Origin of the sequence: Longimicrobium sp. (genome assembly GCA_036377595.1) — a bacterium.
In the GTDB taxonomy this organism is placed as follows: Bacteria; Gemmatimonadota; Gemmatimonadetes; order Longimicrobiales; family Longimicrobiaceae; genus Longimicrobium.
Genome location: DASUYB010000155.1, coordinates 1 through 1712, shown reverse-complemented (window position 1 = coordinate 1712; position 1712 = coordinate 1). Strand labels below are relative to the sequence as shown.

Genomic DNA, 1712 nt, shown 5'->3' with positions numbered 1-1712 from the left:
CGCGGAGGTGTCGCGCGCCGGGAAAACGTCCGCGATCACGCGGCCGGCGCGCGGGGGGCGCAGCGTTTCGGCGGGAAAGTGGAACGAGTCCGCCGCGGTCTCCATCACCTGGAGCGGGGCCAGACGGCCCAGCAGGCGCTGCTGCTCGGCGGCGGTCAGCAGCCGGCCGGTGGCGCGGGCGGGGCGGGCCTGCGCGCCGGCGCTCCCCACCACCTGGTCCAGCCGGAAGCGGAGGCCCGACGTGTCGGCCGGGAATACCGTCGGCGTGATCGTGGGCCGCGGGTACAGCACGGGGATTTGCACCTGGCGCTGCGCGGCCGCGGGAACGGCGCAGGCGAGCGCGGCCGCGGCCAGCAGCACCGCGGCGGGGGTGAACCGGTGGGGATTCGTCATCGGGTGCGGATCAGGGTCGGTCAGGGGTGCGCCGGGAGATCGCCCTCCCGGCGCCACGTGGAACGGATCGGCCGGGCTACAGCGTGCACTTGCCGGAAAGCTTCACGGCCATCCCGTAGTAGATGTTGTTGACGTCCGTCTGCAGCGAGCGCCGCTGGCCGATCGAGTACGACTGCGCGCGCGACTGGACCCGCGCGTCCACCACCGCGTCGCCGCCCGCCTCGTAGGCCCGCTCGCGCAGCGCGGCGCGCGACAGGGCGCTCACCCGCCCCACCGGCTGCGTGGCGCACTGCGGCAGCGTGCCCGCCCAGTAGATGGGGATGTGGGCCAGGTGCTGGGGAAGCGCGGTGTCTTCGCGGTCCACGCCGCTGCCGGCGATGGTGGCGCAGGCGGACAGGACGGCCAGGATGGGGATGGGGGACAGGCGGATCATGGCACCACCTCGTTCCAGGGGGTCGAGGGTTGATCCAGCGGGAACCGGTCTTCAGCCCAGGAAGCGGGCGCGCACCTCGGGGGGCGGAAGCATGCATGCATCGGTCCGCCCGAACCAGCGGTAGCGGTTGCGCGCCACCCAGTCGTACACCACGTCGCGCAGCGGGGCGGGAACGATGCCGAACACCCGCATCGCCGGCCACGGCGCGTCCATCCTCGCGGCGATGCGGAGCGCCGCCCGCGACTTGGTGAACGCCCGTCCGCCGTCCACCAGCACGACGGTACTGATCGTTTCCGAGGACAGCCCGTGGCGCGCCAGCAGCGCCTGGCCCAGCTCGGACTGCAGCGCGGCGAAGCGGAAGGCGCCGCGGCGGTCGTGCCGCAGGATCAGCTGCACCGAGCGGTTGCACAGGCCGCACTGGCCGTCGTACAGCACCAGCGGCCCGTCCACCGGCGGGATCTCCGTCGCCGTCTCCACGCGCGCGCCTCCGTCACTCAAAGGGTGCAGGAGAAATGTACCCTTCGCGCCCCCCGCGGGAAATCGCCTTCATCCTTCCCCACCTTCTTCGCGTGCGCGGCGCCGCGGAACAGCGGGTCACACGGAGAAACGGAGTAGAACGGAGGAAACGGAGAACTGCCTCGAATCCATTCGTCTTCCCCCGTCATCTTCCTGTGTGAGGACGCGGGACTGGAGGATGTGGCGGAGGTGCCGCGGCCGGGCTCCGTTCCCTCCGGCCGTTCTCCGTTTCCTCCGTGTGACCCGCTGTTGCCGTTGCCGTTTCCCGAAATCCGGGAGAATCAGACGGCGGCCAGCAGCTCGGCGCCGTGGAGGCTGGCGTGTTCGGGGAGCGCGTCCACCACCTTGCCGTCGAAAAGGTGGATGGTGC

The 1712-nt window shown here is 71.8% G+C and carries 3 protein-coding genes; all 3 read right to left on the bottom strand.

Going from position 1 to position 1712, the window contains the following annotated elements; all coding sequences use genetic code 11:
- A partial coding sequence (locus tag VF092_26805) for a hypothetical protein (GenBank protein HEX6750927.1) occupies positions 1-393 on the bottom strand: 393 nt, incomplete at its 3' end.
- Between the two features lie 76 nt (positions 394-469).
- Entirely contained in the window at positions 470-826 is a 357-nt protein-coding gene (locus VF092_26800) for a hypothetical protein (GenBank protein HEX6750926.1), read from the bottom strand.
- Between the two features lie 51 nt (positions 827-877).
- A complete protein-coding gene (locus VF092_26795; GenBank protein ID HEX6750925.1) occupies positions 878-1303 on the bottom strand; it encodes a thiol-disulfide oxidoreductase DCC family protein in 426 nt (141 codons plus the stop codon).
- Positions 1304-1712: the final 409 nt, after the last annotated feature.